General features: G+C 71.8%; 14 protein-coding genes and 2 pseudogenes. 11 read left to right on the forward strand and 5 right to left on the reverse strand.

Annotated features, from left to right (window positions below; all coding sequences use genetic code 11):
- Window positions 1-153: 153 nt before the first annotated feature.
- Both ACZ60M_RS11750 and ACZ60M_RS11755 read right to left on the reverse strand, forming a co-directional pair.
- On the reverse strand, window positions 154-1,101 hold the full coding sequence (locus ACZ60M_RS11750; protein ID WP_465417233.1) for a DUF4232 domain-containing protein: 948 nt from the start codon (window positions 1,099-1,101) through the stop codon (window positions 154-156).
- A gap of 85 nt (window positions 1,102-1,186) precedes the next feature.
- Window positions 1,187-1,924 (reverse strand): annotated as a pseudogene (locus tag ACZ60M_RS11755) (PP2C family protein-serine/threonine phosphatase); the annotation flags it as partial.
- On the opposite strand from ACZ60M_RS11755, the gene ACZ60M_RS11760 reads away from it, so the two are divergent.
- Entirely contained in the window at window positions 1,923-2,276 is a 354-nt protein-coding gene (locus tag ACZ60M_RS11760; RefSeq protein WP_465417235.1) for a hypothetical protein, read from the forward strand. The pseudogene ACZ60M_RS11755 and the gene ACZ60M_RS11760 sit on opposite strands and share 2 nt — an antisense overlap.
- Window positions 2,277-2,431: 155 nt before the next feature.
- Here ACZ60M_RS11760 and ACZ60M_RS11765 read toward each other — a convergent pair whose 3' ends face one another.
- Entirely contained in the window at window positions 2,432-2,935 is a 504-nt protein-coding gene (locus ACZ60M_RS11765) for a DUF1269 domain-containing protein (RefSeq protein ID WP_465417237.1), read from the reverse strand.
- A gap of 235 nt (window positions 2,936-3,170) precedes the next feature.
- Between ACZ60M_RS11765 and ACZ60M_RS11770 the strand changes: the two genes are divergently transcribed.
- The 7 genes and pseudogenes from ACZ60M_RS11770 to ACZ60M_RS11800 form a co-directional block, all read left to right on the forward strand.
- On the forward strand, window positions 3,171-4,157 hold the full coding sequence (locus ACZ60M_RS11770) for a sulfite exporter TauE/SafE family protein (protein WP_465417239.1): 987 nt from the start codon (window positions 3,171-3,173) through the stop codon (window positions 4,155-4,157).
- Window positions 4,158-4,325: 168 nt separating this feature from the next.
- Complete coding sequence (locus ACZ60M_RS11775) at window positions 4,326-6,218, forward strand: hypothetical protein (protein WP_465417240.1); 1,893 nt, start codon at window positions 4,326-4,328, stop codon at window positions 6,216-6,218.
- A gap of 61 nt (window positions 6,219-6,279) precedes the next feature.
- A complete protein-coding gene (locus tag ACZ60M_RS11780) occupies window positions 6,280-6,468 on the forward strand; it encodes a hypothetical protein (RefSeq protein ID WP_465417242.1) in 189 nt (62 codons plus the stop codon).
- A 98-nt stretch (window positions 6,469-6,566) separates the two neighbouring features.
- A complete protein-coding gene (locus ACZ60M_RS11785) occupies window positions 6,567-7,205 on the forward strand; it encodes a class I SAM-dependent methyltransferase (RefSeq protein WP_465417244.1) in 639 nt (212 codons plus the stop codon).
- A gap of 36 nt (window positions 7,206-7,241) precedes the next feature.
- Window positions 7,242-7,877, forward strand: a complete 636-nt coding sequence (locus ACZ60M_RS11790) for a class I SAM-dependent methyltransferase (RefSeq protein WP_465417246.1) — start codon at window positions 7,242-7,244, stop codon at window positions 7,875-7,877.
- A 286-nt stretch (window positions 7,878-8,163) separates the two neighbouring features.
- Complete coding sequence (locus ACZ60M_RS11795) at window positions 8,164-8,550, forward strand: hypothetical protein (RefSeq protein ID WP_465417247.1); 387 nt, start codon at window positions 8,164-8,166, stop codon at window positions 8,548-8,550.
- Window positions 8,551-8,660: 110 nt separating this feature from the next.
- Window positions 8,661-9,215, forward strand: a pseudogene (locus tag ACZ60M_RS11800) (3'-5' exonuclease); the annotation flags it as partial.
- 9 nt (window positions 9,216-9,224) lie between these two features.
- Here the strand turns inward: ACZ60M_RS11800 and ACZ60M_RS11805 are convergent.
- Window positions 9,225-10,100 carry a hypothetical protein gene (locus ACZ60M_RS11805; protein WP_465417249.1) on the reverse strand — a complete coding sequence of 292 codons (876 nt, stop codon included), beginning with the start codon at window positions 10,098-10,100 and terminating at the stop codon, window positions 9,225-9,227.
- Window positions 10,101-10,170: 70 nt separating this feature from the next.
- Window positions 10,171-10,677, reverse strand: a complete 507-nt coding sequence (locus ACZ60M_RS11810; protein ID WP_465417251.1) for an O-acetyl-ADP-ribose deacetylase — start codon at window positions 10,675-10,677, stop codon at window positions 10,171-10,173.
- A gap of 198 nt (window positions 10,678-10,875) precedes the next feature.
- Here ACZ60M_RS11810 and ACZ60M_RS11815 point away from each other — a divergent pair, with 198 nt between their 5' ends.
- The 3 genes from ACZ60M_RS11815 to ACZ60M_RS11825 are packed head-to-tail and all read left to right on the forward strand — an operon-like array spanning window position 10,876 to window position 13,052.
- Window positions 10,876-11,634: a DeoR/GlpR family DNA-binding transcription regulator gene (locus tag ACZ60M_RS11815; RefSeq protein WP_465417252.1), complete on the forward strand. Its 759-nt coding sequence runs from the start codon at window positions 10,876-10,878 to the stop codon at window positions 11,632-11,634.
- The gene (pfkB, locus tag ACZ60M_RS11820; protein ID WP_465417254.1) at window positions 11,631-12,575 is read left to right on the forward strand and encodes a 1-phosphofructokinase; all 945 of its coding nucleotides are present in this window, start codon (window positions 11,631-11,633) and stop codon (window positions 12,573-12,575) included. Before ACZ60M_RS11815 ends, pfkB begins: the two co-directional genes overlap by 4 nt.
- Before the next feature lie 12 nt (window positions 12,576-12,587).
- The gene (locus ACZ60M_RS11825) at window positions 12,588-13,052 is read left to right on the forward strand and encodes a PTS sugar transporter subunit IIA (RefSeq protein WP_465417256.1); all 465 of its coding nucleotides are present in this window, start codon (window positions 12,588-12,590) and stop codon (window positions 13,050-13,052) included.
- Window positions 13,053-13,076: the final 24 nt, after the last annotated feature.

Here is a 13,076-nt window from a genome sequence, read left to right on the forward strand (position 1 = left end):
GGGCGCCTCCCTTTCCCCCCCCCCCCCCCCCTTTCCCACCCCCACAACCCCCACCCCCCCCCCCCACCCCACCCCCCCCCCCCCCCCCCCCCCCCCCCCCCCCCCCCCGCCGTTCTACGTTCGCCCATCCCGTTGCTGTTGCGGCCCTTCGGGTCACCGCCAGGCGGTGACCTCGATCTCGCGGGTGGTGCCGAGGTCGATGGAGGCTTCCGGGGCGACTGTCTCCATCGGCGAGCCCTCCGCGTAGCCGACGCTGATCTCGGTCGCGTTCACGACCTCGCCTTCGTCGGCGGATTCGACCTTGTTGTGCCACAGCATCCCCGCGCTCACCGATGCACCGGGCGCGAGCGTGATCGCCGTGGGCCCGGGGTCTTGGAGCGTGTCCGAGCCGTGCCGGACGGCGACGTCGACGCCGGGGACCTCGATCACCGGGTACCCGTTGATCTCGATGTCCTCGGTGCCGCAGTTGACGAGCTCGATCCCGCTGGAGCGGATGCCCATCGCCGCACTGCCCTGGGTCACGGTGACGTGGAACCCCTCGGGGCAGGCCGGCTCCTCGGGCAGTTCGGTCGCCGGTTCCACGGGTTCGGCGGGCGGCGCCGCCGGTACGCCGGTGAGCTGCCAGGCGCCGAGGTCGAGCACGTGGTCGGCGTCGAGCTCGACCGGTTCGGGGAGCGCCAGCTCGTACCCGGCGTACACCGGGAGTGCGTTGATGAGGAAGCGGTCCACTTCGAGCACGTCGGTGCCGGTCGCGGGCGTCCACGACAGCGGCGCGATCGCGGCCTGCCCGGGATCGACAGTGACGGACTCGGGCGCGTTGTAGTCGCGCGGCGCGACGACGTTCCCGCCGAAGACGCCGACCTGCGGCATGCTGTCGAGCAGCAGCGGCGCCTCGCCGCAGTTGACCAGGCCGATCGCCATGAACGTGCGGTCGCCGACCTCGCCGGTGGCCGTGAGCGACATCTGGATGCCGTGCTCGTCGCACGCGGTCGAGGTCGCCCCCGCCCCGGCTTCGTCGCCACCGCCGCCGAGTCCGCACCCCGAGGCCGCCAGTGCGAGGACGGCGGCGATGAGCGCGAGCGGTCGGGAGGTGCGTGGCATGCGGTGTCCTTCGGTCGTTCCGGGGTTCCACCCTGCCTAACGCGGAGGCCCTATCGCGGGGTTGCACCGGGGGCGTCTGGATGATGAGCACGGTGAGGTCGTCGGTGCGCTCGTAGCCGCCGTTTTGGAAGTCGGCCTTGAGCTTACGGTGGAGGCGGTCGGGGTCGCGGATGCCGGAGGCGATGTGCGCGTTGATGCGCTCGATCACCGGGAAGGTCTCCCCGGCGGCGTTGCGGCCCTCGATGAACCCGTCGGAGAACACGACCACGAGGTCGCCGGGCATGAGCGTGGCCTCGCGGATCTCGGTGCGCTGGAGCCCGAAGTCGGCCAGGCCGAGCGGCGGCATGGGCCGCGCGGACAGCGGTTGGGCCGATCCGCGCACCAGGAGCGGGGCGGGGTGCCCGCACAGGACGACGCGGATGGTGTCGAACCGGGGCGTGATCTCGACGAGCGCGGCGGTCGCGAAGGACTGCTGCCACTCGTCCCGGCCGCGGTTGTGGATGCGGACGCGCCGTTCCATGCGCGCGGCGAGGGTGTGCAGGTCGGGGTCGTCGAGCGAGCGCTCCCGGAAGGTCCCCAGGAGCGCTTCGGTGAGATGCACCGTGGTCAGGCCGTGGCCTTGGACGTCGCCGACGACCGCGCGGATGCCGAAGTCGGTCTCCTGCACCTCGTAGAAGTCGCCGCCGACGAGCCCGGGGCTGCCCTCGTGGGTCCGGTAGGCGACGGCGACGCGCGCGCCGCCGACGTGCGAGGGCAGCTCGGGCAGGATCGCGGTCTGGACGGCCTCGGCCACGAGGGTCATCTCCAGCAGCCGCACGACCATGCGGTTCCTGACCCAGGAGAGCGCGATGCAGAGCAGGCCGATGATGGCGACGGGCGGCACGTCGGCCCAGGACGACTCGGGGTATTTGAAGATGCCGAGGGCGTCCTGCCCGGCGCTGATGATGGCGACGACGAGGAGCGTCGAGCCCGCGGTGGCGACGGGCCCGTTGACCAGGGCGGTGAAGGCGGGCAGGAGGACGACGGTGAAGTCGGCGTACTCGGCGGCGGTGTCGTCGAGGAACGCGATCGGGAGGGTGACGGCGATGAGGATGAACGGCATGAGCCGCAGGATCAGGACCGATCCGGCCTGTCCGGCGGCGACGCGGTTCCAGGGGCTCTTGGGCAGCACATAGGACCGGAAATAGCTCTGCATCTCGGTGCCGTCGCTGGTCCTCTTCACGGGGAAAGCGTATGCGGGCGACCGGGAATCTGCGTCTTGAACAGCGAAAACGGGCCCTGGAGACGGCGGAGGCGGACGGGGGCCGCTCCCGTCCGCCTCCGCTTCGCCTCAGCCGCGCGCGGCCTTGGCGGCGTCGATGTGCTCGCGCAGGCGCTCTTCCTCCTCGGAGGAGAGGTTCGTCGACAGGAGCTTGCCGTCGTACTTGCCGCCGAGCTCTTCGAGGACCTTGTCCTCGGTGGCGGAGCGGACGAGGAGCACGAGCGCGGCGGTGCCGGGGCTGAGCTCCTTGCCGAGGTCCTTCATGAACGTGTCGTCCACGCCGATGTCGGTCATGGCCCCGCCCGCGGCGCCCGCGGCCGCGCCGACGGCCATGCCGAGGAGCGGCGCGAAGAACAGCAGGCCGATGAGGCCGCCCCAGAGCGCGCCGCCGGTCGCGCTGACGCCGACCAGCGAGGTCGACTGGTGGAGTTTGACCTTGCCGTCGTCGCGCCGCTCGACCACGACCGCGTCGTCGAGCTTGATGAGCTCGCGCTTCTGCATGTCGGCGAGTTTGGCGAGGACCGTCTGCGCGGTGGGGACGTCCGGATAGGCCACGGCGATGAGTTGGCTCATGCGTCTTCCTCTCTGCAGGCCGCCCGTCGGCGGCGTCTCGCCCGATTGTGTCCGCCTTTGTGTCTCTGCGCCGGAAAACGCCCGTGAAACCCTCCTTCGCGCGGGCCCCGGTCCACTGCGTGCCCGCGCGTTCCCGATTATCGGGACCGGCGGTTGACGCTGGCCTCTCCACAATCTATATTTCCCATAGATTTGGTAGAGATCATCGCCCGGACATCACTCGGAAGGCCCGCACGTGCGCACCCTCGTCCTTCTCGGCCTCGTAGGCCTGGCCGCCCAGCTCGTCGACGGCAGCCTCGGCATGGCCTACGGCGTCACGTCGACCACGCTCCTGCTCGCCATCGGCGCCAACCCCGCCGCCGCCTCGGCCACCGTCCACCTCGCCGAGATCGGCACCACCCTCGCCTCCGGCGCCTCGCACTGGCGCTTCGGCAACGTCGACTGGAAGGTCGTCCTCAAGATCGGCATCCCCGGCGCCGTCGGCGCCTTCGCGGGCGCCACCGTCCTGTCGCGGCTCTCCACCGAGGTCGCCGCCCCGGTCATGTCGATCATCCTGCTCTCGCTCGGCCTCTACGTCCTCATCCGCTTCACGTTCCGCGGCCTCGACCGCAAGAACCTCGGCAAGCCCCTGCGCAAGCGGTTCCTGACCCCGCTCGGCCTCGTCGGCGGCTTCCTCGACGCGACCGGCGGCGGCGGCTGGGGCCCGGTCGGCACCCCCGCCCTGCTCGCGAGCGGCCGCATCGAGCCCCGCAAGGTCATCGGCTCCATCGACACCTCCGAGTTCCTGGTGGCGGTGGCCGCCTCGGCCGGCTTCATCGTCGGCATCGGCAGCGCCGGCATCGACTTCGCGTGGGTCGGCGTGCTCCTGCTCGGCGGCCTGATCGCCGCGCCGATCGCGGCCTGGCTGGTCCGCCACATCCCGCCGCGCGTGCTCGGCTCGGCCGTCGGCGGCGTCATCGTCCTGACGAACATCCGCACCCTGCTGCGCAGCGACTGGATCGCCGCCCCGGACGCGGCCAGGTTCGCCGCCTACGCCGTCATCGCGATCGTCTGGATCGCGGCGATCGCCTACTCGGTGCGCCGCCACCTCGCCGAGCGCGACGTCGGCGGGCCCGTCCTGGACAAAGCCAACAACCCCACTGCCGACAACCCCGCCGCAGGCGGCTCCGACGGTGCCGAGGCGCCCGCCCGCGTCGACGCGCCGGCCGCCGAGACCGCCTGACCCGGCCCCGATACCGCCGCTCCGGCCCGCACCGAACACGGTGCGGGCCGGTGTCGTTCCCGCCGCGGGAAGGCAACTGTCCCTATTGGATTTGGATGACGACGCGCAAGTGAACGTCAAGTAGCATGTTGCCTCAACGTGGCCGTGAGCTGGACCGTTGGAGGCGCCGTGACGCAGTTCTACCAAGCTTTGCTCCGGGACGCAGGGCCCCGGCTCGGGCCCCGGCTGCGGCGGTGCTTCGCCGCCTGGGCCGGGGTCGAGGACAGCGGCGGTCCGCTCCTCGAACATGCCAAGGGCCGCACGCGGACCGCGTTCGCCGACAACGAGCTCTGCGGCCGCTACACCCATGACGGCCCGACCGGGGACGGTCGGCTGCGCACCACCGCCACCTGGGCGGCGGGCCGCGGGAGCGCGCCCGGCTGGGTCCGAGTCACCGTCGAAGGCGACCTCGACGAGGCCGAGGTGACCGCGCCCGGGTTCATGCCCGCGTTCCTGGCGACCGGCCGCGCCACCGACGGCGCCGTCCCGGTCGAGGCCGGGCCGCTCCTCATCGGACCGGAGGAGGTCAAAGAGCTCACGGGGTGGCTCGCCCGCGCCGACCGGGGCGTGCCCGTCATCGTCCTCACCGTCGACCGCAGCGACCCGAACCTCGTGGCCGCCTGCGCCGACCACCTCGCCGTCCACCTCGCCGGCGTAGCGGTCGTGGCCCGTCTCTACGACTCGCGCACCCAGGACGACCTGAACTCCTGGCTCGGCGGCGATCTCAGCGTGTTCGGCGGCGGCCTGCGCACCTACCTGCCGGGCGTGCGCCCGGGGGAGGAGACCTACGCGATGCGCCACCAGCCGCGCGGCGGCGGCGCGATACGCGACCAGGGCGTGCGCTCGCTCGAAGTGGTCGTCAAAGGCGTCGTCGAGCTCTCGGTGCACCGCCAGCTGCCGACGGACATACGCCAGACCGAGTCCAGGGTCGCCCGCATACTCTCCGGCACGCTGCCGCCGGGCGAACTGCACGCGGCCCCGCCCAGCCCCGCCGCGATAGCCGTCCCGCGCGGGCCCCGCATACCCAGACCCGCCCCGCCCTCCGAACCCGCAGCGCCCGCAGTCGAACCCCCGGCACCCGAACCGGCACTCCAGACACCCGAACCGGAACCGGAACCCGAACTCGCTGCCCCGCAACCCGAAGGCGACACCGGCGGCCTCGCCGACGACATCGCCGCGAAGCTCGCCGACCGCCTCGACGACAGCGTCCTGGAAGCCCTGGTCGACATGGCCCGCGGCGGCGACTCCGAGACCACCGCGCTCATCAGGACCATGTCGGCCCACCTCGACGCCCTCACCCGCGCCGTCGAGTCCACCGGGCTCCTCGCCTCCCGCGACCCTGGCCAGGAGCTCGAACGCCTCCGCAGGCAGTACGACCAGCTCGAACTCGACTACACCGAACTCCAGGAGCACGAGCGCAAAGCCCAGGACCGCATCCGCTGGCTCGAGAGCCGCCTCGCCGAGCACGCCGACCCCGTCTACGGCCTCCAGGACGAGGCCGACCGGGACGGCTGCTGGGAGGCCGAGAGCCTCATGGACGTCGTCCAGCGCGCCCGCAAGCAGCTGCGCCGCCTCGACCTGCCCGACGCCCTCGACACCGAGGTGTCCAAACTCGACGTCATGTACCCGCGCCAGCGCCGCCGCTGGACCGGCCGCACCTGGGACGCCCTGCGCGCCCTCGACGCGTACGCGGCCGCGCGCGCCGAGGCCCGCTTCACCGGCGGCTTCTACGACTGGTGCGCCCGCCCGCTCCCCGGGGCGCCGATCATCACGCCGACGATGGTGTCGATGAAGGAGTCCGACTCGGTCTCGGGCAACCCGAAGTTCTACCGCGCCAGGGTCTTCCGGGTCCCCGTGGAGATCGACCCGTCGGGCCGCGTCTACATGCCCTCGCACATCAAGCTCCAGCAGGTCGGCTCGCCCGCGCCGCGCATGCACTTCCTCGACGACGCGGGCGGGGCGACCGGGAAGGTCTGGATCGGCTACCTCGGCGACCACCTGCCCAACACGCGGACGAACTGAGGCGCGCCCGCTCGGCCCGGCTCCTCCCGTAGGCTCGGAGGAACCCCCGGGAGGAGCCTCGATGGACTTCATGCGCCGCAACGCGAGATGGATCGCCCTGGCGGCCCTGCTCGCGATCCTGGCACCGTTCGTCGCCCAGATGTTCAACGCCCTGTTCGCGGTCGACACGCTGCTGGTGGTGGTGATCCTGCTGGCCGCCATAGTGATCGGCGTGGCGATCCTCGCCCGCGGGTCGCGCGAGGAGGAGTGAGGGCGCCCGCCCGCGGGGCCCACCGCCGGGCGCGGCTTGACTAGTCTCGGAACCGGGGAGCGCCCTCGACGACACGCTCCCGGACGAGAGGACACCCCATGGCACGCCGCAAGCGCCCCCTGTTCGCCCGCTGGTACCCCGACGCCGCCGCCCGCCTGGAGGCGCGCGGCCTCGCCGAGCAGCGGGCCCGCCTCCTCGCCCCGCTCGAAGGACGCGTCCTCGAACTCGGCTGCGGCTTCGGCGCGAACTTCCCGCACTACCCCGATGCGGTCACCGAACTGGTCGCGGTCGAACCCGAGGAGCACTTCCGGGACCTCGCCCGTGCCCGCGCGGACGAACTGGGGCTCAAAGCCACGGTCATCGAAGGCACCGCCGAAGCGCTCCCGGTCGAGTCCGGCTCGTTCGACGCGGTCGTAGCGACGGCCGTGCTCTGCTCGGTCGACGACCAGGCCGCGGCGCTCGCCGAGATCGCCCGCGTCCTCAAACCCGGCGGGGCACTCGTGGGCTTCGAGCACGTCGGCTCGGCCGGGCGCGCCCGGCACGCGGCCGAGCGGGTCCTCGACGCGGTGCTGTGGACCCACCTCAACGGCGGCTGCCACCTCTCCCGCGACACGCTCGGCGCGATCCGCGCGGCCGGGTTCGACACCGCAGACCTGCGTGAGGAGCGGTTCCCGTTCCTGCCGTTCCCGGTCTCGAAGAGCCCGCACCTCGTCGGCACCGCGCGCAAGCCCGCGTAGGCTCGAGGGCAGGAACACCCGCTCAGGGAGGCCCGCATGGCCCGCCGCCGACGCCGCCTGTTCGCCCGCTGGTACCCCGGATTCGCCGCCGCCCTCGAGACGCGCGGCCTGGGGGAGCGGCGCGGGCGCCTCCTGGCCGGACTCTCCGGACGCGTCCTGGAGGTCGGCTGCGGCCACGGCGTCAACTTCCCCCACTACCCCGATGCGGTCACCGAACTGGTCGCGGTCGAGCCCGAGACGCACCTGCGCGACCTCGCCCGCGCCGCAGCCGCGGGCCGGAACGTCACGGTCCTCGACGGCCAGGCCGAGGCCCTGCCCGTCGAAAGCGGTTCGTTCGACGCGGTCGTCACGACGCTCGTCCTGTGCTCGGTCGAGGACCAGGACCGGGCGCTCGCGGAGATCCACAGGGTGCTCAAGCCGGGCGGTGCACTGGTGTGCCTGGAGCACGTGGCCTCGGCGAACCGCATGATCCATGCGGGAGAGCGCGTGTTCGACGCCGTGTTCTGGTCGCACGCGTTCGGCGGCTGCCGCACCGGCCGCGACACAGGTGCGGCGATGCGCCGCGCGGGGTTCGACACGGCGGGCCTTGCCGGGCGGCGGTACCCGGACCTGCCGTTCCCGCTCTCGGTGAGCCCGCATCTCATCGGCTCCGCCCGCAAGCCTGCGAACTAGTACTTTCGGCCAGGAATACTGACCGAAAGCACTATTTACAGAGTGTCATAAATTCTCATGTTGTGGTATGATGTGTCCTGTTCAGGATTGTTTTAGTGTGACACGAGATGCATTGGGACCTGTGTAACCGGTCCGTGCCCACGTGATGCCCGGCGACCCTGCGGCGCCGCTTGCGCGCGGTCACCTGTTGCGAGTTCGGCGTCCCACTTGCCCATCGGCGGCCGAAGGCCGCGAGGACCGCCGCAGACCGCTCATGATTGACATGATCATGCGAAAGATCATATTCGTGGCATTCGCAGTGTTCGCACTGATGTTTGCCGGTACGTCAACCGCGTGGGCCGGGAGCCCACACTTCGTCAAGGTCTCCTACACGGTCTCGGACAACACCCTGACCGTCGAGGGCAAGGAGGCCGGTCTCGGCAATGAGACGCAGGTGCACATCGAGGTCAATGCGACCGCCGAGTGCATCAACCCGGGTGGACACCACCCGAAGGCCGTGAACAAGGCGAGCTTCACCGCTGAAGGCGACTTCCCCGTCCAGAACGGACGGGCGGACTTCTCGCTGACGCTCACTGCCACGTTCCAGCCGGACTGCTCACCGCCCATGACCGTCAAGTTCACCAGCATCACCGTTGAGGACGACGAACACAACGTCTTCAAGCGACTGTTGTGACGTTTGTCGATCGTGCGACTTCGGCCTTGCGCCGGGGTCGCATAACTCTGCCGCGTAACGCTGCCCGAATCCGGTTGCGGCCCTTGCCGGGTCCGCTTACCCTGCACCGCATGGACCTGCCCCGAAACCTGCTGAACGTGGTCGACGTCGAAGCGACCTGCTGGCAGGGCCAGCCGCCGCCAGGTATGAGCAGCGAGATCATCGAGATCGGCCTCACCGTCGTCGACCTCGACCGGCGCGAACGCCTCGGGAAGCACCGCATCCTGGTGCGCCCCAGGCGGTCCACCGTGAGCGGATTCTGCACCGAGCTCACCGGCCTCACCCAGGCGGAGGTCGACACCGGCGTCGGGTTCGCTGAGGCCTGCCGCCTCCTCACCGCCGAGCACCGGTCCGATTCGCGGCCCTGGGCGAGCTGGGGCGACTACGACCGCAACCAGTTCGACCGCCAGTGCCGGGCCACGGGCACCCGCTACCCGTTCGGTTCGCGCCACACCAACGCCAAGCTCCGCTTCACCGAAGCGCGGGGTCTGCGCCGCAGGCCCGGCATGGCGACGGCGCTCGAGATCGCGGGTCTGCCGCTCGCGGGCCGCCACCACAGCGGCGCCGACGACGCCTGGAACATCGCGGCCCTCGTCCTCGACCTGGCCGGGACCGGGGACTGGCCCGACGCCCGCTTATGCGATGCGGCCGTAGGCCTGCAGCGTCGACAGGGTCGCGCGGGTCAGGAAGCCGCCCCACTCGTGGGCGACGGCGGGCGTCCACATCGTGAAGTTCGGCGCCCAGCCGCCTTCGGGCCCCTGTGCTTCGACGAGGTGGTCGAGGTGGCGGCCGATCTCGTCGTCGCTGAACAGGCTGCGGGCCCACGAGTCCGGAGCCGGCGCGAGGTCGAGCGGGGAGTGCGTGTGCCCGGGTTCGCTGGGGTCGAGGGCGGCGGTGGCGCGGAGCGCGGGGCCGAGCCGCGCGAACTCGCTGCGGGCTCGTTCGCGGTCGGGGACGCGTTCGAGGAAGCGGATCACGCACATCGCGTCGTAGGCGCCGACCTCGTCGAGCCCGGCGATCGCCCGCCAGCAGAACTCGGTGGCCGCCTCGATCCAGGGGTGTTTGACGTTGCGGGCGTGGAGGAGCCCGCAGATCGGCGCGGTCGGGTTCAGTGCCGCCGGGGGCTCGTCGCCCTGCGGCTGCCACCAGGGGCCGCGTTCGTCGTCGCGGACACTCGGCAGGACCCACGGCACGCCGCCGTCCGCAGTGGAGTTCACTTCGAGCCAGGCGCAGGCGGCCAGCACGATCGCCTCGTCGAACGCCCCGACCTCGTCGAGGGCCCACAGCGCGACCTCGGCGCCCTGCGGCTGGCTGCCCGATCCGCGCAGGTCCGGCTCGATCGCGTGGCCGAAGCCGCCGTCGGGGTTCTGGTAGGCGCGCACGGCGTGCACGACCGGTCCGGCGGGGCCGCCGTGGAAGCGGTTGGCGAAGCGGGCCCGGTCGATGAGGCGGGCGTTGCGGTCGAGATACCGCTCCGCGGCGGCGAACGCGTCCTTGCTGAGCGTCTTCATCGGTGCCCCTTTCAACAGTGCCCCTTCTGGCGACGGCGGTGCGCACGACCGTACCGGCCGGGTACGACATTCATCCCAGTGCGCGCTCGAAGGCCGCGTAGACCTCGTCGTTGAACAGGACGAAGCGGATGTCGCCCACGTCCGTCGCGGCTTCTTGCACGGCGGCGACGGCGATTTCGGCGGCCGATGCGGCCGGCCAGCCGTATACCCCGGCCGAGACCGCCGGAAACGCGACCGAGTCGGCGCCGAGCCGGTCGGCGACGGCGAGGGACTCCCGGTAGCAGGAGGCGAGGAGTCCGCTGCGGTCCTCGGTGGGGGAGTAGACGGGGCCGACGGTGTGGATGACCCAGTGCGCGTCGAGCCGCCCGGCGGTGGTGGCGACGGCCTGCCCGGTCGGCAGGCCCTTCCCGTAGTGGGAGCGGCGCAGGTCCTGGCATTCGGCGAGAATCGCGGGCCCGCCCGCGCGGTGGATCGCGCCGTCGACGCCGCCGCCGCCCAGGAGCGAGGAGTTCGCGGCGTTGACGATCGCGTCCACATGCTGCTTCGTGATGTCGCCTTTGAGGATCTGGATGCCCATGCCCTCATGCAAGCACGTCCGGGCGGGAGCGGCGCGGGGCCCGCCGTTTCGGCGCCTGGCGGCGGGAGCGGCAGTAACGTTCGAGCTCAGGGGCTTGTTACGAACTCGTGATGCGCGCATGCCCCCACGACGCGTTGACAATGCAACAAGAAACCATGTATAACCAAATAAATCCAAATGAAACTGGGGTGAAACCACATGTTCGCGGAAGAGCGCCAGCAGCGCATCGCCGAACGCGCGCGCACCGAAGGCCGCGTGGACGTCGCGGCCCTGGCGGCCGACTTCGAGGTCACCACCGAGACCATCCGGCGCGACCTCACCGCCCTGGAGCGCCAGGGCGTCGTCAAGAAAGTCCACGGCGGCGCGATCCCCCTGGAGCGCATGGGCTTCGAACCCACCGTCGCCGCCCGCGACACCGTCCAGACCGCCGCGAAGGAGCGCATCGCCGCCGCCGCCCTCGCCGAGGTCCCCGACGAAGGCGCGATCCTCCTCGACGCGGGCACCACCACCGCCCGCATCGCCCAGGCCCTCCCGGCCCGCGAGCTCACCGTCGTCACCAACGACGTCCTCATCGCCTCCCTCCTCGCCGCCAAACCGCTCCTCACCGTCCTCATCGTCGGCGGCAAAGTGCGCGGCCGCACCATGGCCGCCGTCGACGACTGGGCACTGCGCGCCCTCGCCGAGACCTACGTCGACGTCGCTTTCATGGGCGCCAACGGCATCAGCGTCGAACGCGGACTCACCACCCCCGACACCGGCGAGGCCGCCGTCAAACGCGCCATGATCAATGCCGCCCGCAAGACCGTCGTCGTCGCCGACCACACCAAGGCCGGGAACGACTGCCTCGCCCGCTTCGGGACCCTCGACCAGGTCGACGTCCTCGTCACCGACACCGGCCTCGACGACGGCCTCACCGCCGACTTCGAAGCCGCCGACCTGAAAGTGGTGCGCGCATGATCGTCACCGTCACCGCCAACCCGAGCCTCGACCGGACCATCGCGATCGAGCGCCTGCGCCGCGGCGAGGTCCTGCGCGCCACCGGCGCCCGCGTCGACCCCGGCGGCAAGGGCGTCAACGTCTCCCGTGCGCTCGTCGCCAACGGCCACCGCACCCGCGCCGTCGTCACCACCGGCGGGTACGCCGGGAACGAACTGCTCGACCTCCTCGCCGAAGCCGGCGTCCCGGTCCTCGAAGTGCCCGTCTCCCAAGGCGTCCGCTCCAACCTCACCGTCGCCGAGACGGACGGTACCGTCACCAAGCTCAACGAGGCCGGGCCGACGCTCCGCCCCGAAGAGGTCGAAGAGCTCCTCACCGCCGCCATCACGCTCACCCTCGACCGGCCCGCCTCGTGGATCGCCGGATGCGGGAGCCTCCCGCCCGGCGTCGGCCCCGACTTCTACGCCGTCCTCGTCGCCCGCGCCCGCGCGGCCGGGGCCTCCACGGTCGTCGACTCCTCCGGGCCCGCCTTCGAAGCGTGCCTCGCCGCCCGCCCCGACCTCGTCAAACCCAACCTCGACGAACTCGCCGAAGCCGCCCGCAGCAGCATCGCGACGATCGGCGACGCCGTCCGCGCCGCACAGCGGCTCCGCGAAGCCGGAGCCGGAGCCGTCCTCGCCTCGCTCGGCGCCGACGGCGCGGTCCTCGTCGCCGCCGAAGGCGTCTGGCACGCCCGGGCGCCGCTCGCCGGGCCCGTCGCCAGCACCGTCGGCGCGGGCGACGCCGCCCTCGCGGGCTTCCTCGCCGCGGGCGGGCACGGCCCCGAGGCGCTGGCCGCCGCCGTCGCGTGGGGCACCGCCGCAGTGTCGCTGCCCGGCTCGGTCATGCCCGGCCCGAAGGACATCGACCTCGGCGCCGTCGAGATCACCGCGACCCCGGACGCCGACCGGGTCCTGAGCTAAGGAGAACCAGCAATGTCCGATCTCATCACCGCCGATCTGATCGACCTCGACCTCACCGGGGCCGACCGACACGAGGCCACCGCGAAGCTCGCGGGCCTCCTCGCCGCCGCCGGGCGCGTCACCGACACTGACGGTTTCCTCGCCGACGTGCGCGCCCGCGAAGAGCAGATGCCCACCGGCATCGAAGGCGGCATCGGCATCCCGCACGCCCGCAGCGCGCACGTCACCGCCCCCAGCCTCGCCTTCGGGCGCGCGAACGCGGGTATCGACTTCGGGTCCGAGGACGGGCCCGCCGACCTCGTGTTCCTCATCGCCGCACCGGAAGGCGGCGGCTCGGAGCACATGACCATCCTCGCGTCCCTGGCGCGCAAGCTCATCCACGCCGATTTCAAGACCGCCCTGCGCGAGGCCCCCGACGCCGAAGCAGTGGCAGCCCTCATCAAGCAGAACCTGCCCCGGTTAAAACCAGCCCAGTGAACCAGCCCAGTGAAGAAGGTGCAC

This window comes from Glycomyces sp. NPDC050141 (genome assembly GCF_055586545.1).

What these genes read in the sequence shown, in the direction of transcription:
- ACZ60M_RS11750 (WP_465417233.1), bottom strand. Translation starts at nt 1,101, where the DNA reads ATGCCACGCACCTCCCGACCGCTCGCGCTCATCGCCGCCGTCCTCGCA.
- ACZ60M_RS11760 (WP_465417235.1), top strand. Translation starts at nt 1,923, where the DNA reads ATGCGGTTCCTGACCCAGGAGAGCGCGATGCAGAGCAGGCCGATGATG.
- ACZ60M_RS11765 (WP_465417237.1), bottom strand. Translation starts at nt 2,935, where the DNA reads ATGAGCCAACTCATCGCCGTGGCCTATCCGGACGTCCCCACCGCGCAG.
- ACZ60M_RS11780 (WP_465417242.1), top strand. Translation starts at nt 6,280, where the DNA reads ATGGACTTCATGCGCCGCAACGCGAGATGGATCGCCCTGGCGGCCCTG.
- ACZ60M_RS11785 (WP_465417244.1), top strand. Translation starts at nt 6,567, where the DNA reads ATGGCACGCCGCAAGCGCCCCCTGTTCGCCCGCTGGTACCCCGACGCC.
- ACZ60M_RS11790 (WP_465417246.1), top strand. Translation starts at nt 7,242, where the DNA reads ATGGCCCGCCGCCGACGCCGCCTGTTCGCCCGCTGGTACCCCGGATTC.
- ACZ60M_RS11805 (WP_465417249.1), bottom strand. Translation starts at nt 10,100, where the DNA reads ATGAAGACGCTCAGCAAGGACGCGTTCGCCGCCGCGGAGCGGTATCTC.
- ACZ60M_RS11810 (WP_465417251.1), bottom strand. Translation starts at nt 10,677, where the DNA reads ATGGGCATCCAGATCCTCAAAGGCGACATCACGAAGCAGCATGTGGAC.
- ACZ60M_RS11815 (WP_465417252.1), top strand. Translation starts at nt 10,876, where the DNA reads ATGTTCGCGGAAGAGCGCCAGCAGCGCATCGCCGAACGCGCGCGCACC.
- pfkB (WP_465417254.1), top strand. Translation starts at nt 11,631, where the DNA reads ATGATCGTCACCGTCACCGCCAACCCGAGCCTCGACCGGACCATCGCG.
- ACZ60M_RS11825 (WP_465417256.1), top strand. Translation starts at nt 12,588, where the DNA reads ATGTCCGATCTCATCACCGCCGATCTGATCGACCTCGACCTCACCGGG.